This is a genomic window from Bartonella taylorii 8TBB (assembly GCF_902825155.1).
Taxonomy (GTDB): domain Bacteria; phylum Pseudomonadota; class Alphaproteobacteria; order Rhizobiales; family Rhizobiaceae; genus Bartonella; species Bartonella taylorii_A.
Map to the genome: position 1 here is coordinate 1 of NZ_CADEAG010000230.1, position 380 is coordinate 380.

The 380-nt window shown below is 43.2% G+C and carries 1 pseudogene; it reads left to right on the forward strand.

What is annotated here, in order from left to right:
* Positions 1 to 16 precede the first annotated feature (16 nt).
* Positions 17 to 380 (forward strand): annotated as a pseudogene (locus J7R13_RS09425) (phosphate acyltransferase PlsX); the annotation flags it as partial.

Below are 380 nucleotides of genomic sequence, written 5' to 3' on the forward strand. Positions count from 1 at the left end.
TAATGGGCGCGGTTAATCGTCAATGTGGTATGCAATTGAAGCAGTAAAAAATGGCGCAGCTGATGCTTGCATTTCTGCGGGCAATACTGGTGCACTTATGGCCATGTCTTATTTTTGTTTAAAAATGATGGCAGAGGCTGAGCGTCCTGGGATTGCTGGTATTTGGCCAACCCTTCGCAGTGAGAGGATTGTTTTGGATATTGGGGCAACGATTGGGGCTTCTGCTAGCCAGTTGGTTGATTTGTCGGTTATGGGGGCAGGAATGGTTTTCTCCTTATATTATACTGAAATAGCAAAATTTGGTTGTTTCAATGAGGGGGTTGAAGAGGTTAAAAGCCTTCATTTAATTAAAAAATCTGGAATGATATTGGGTGCATGGC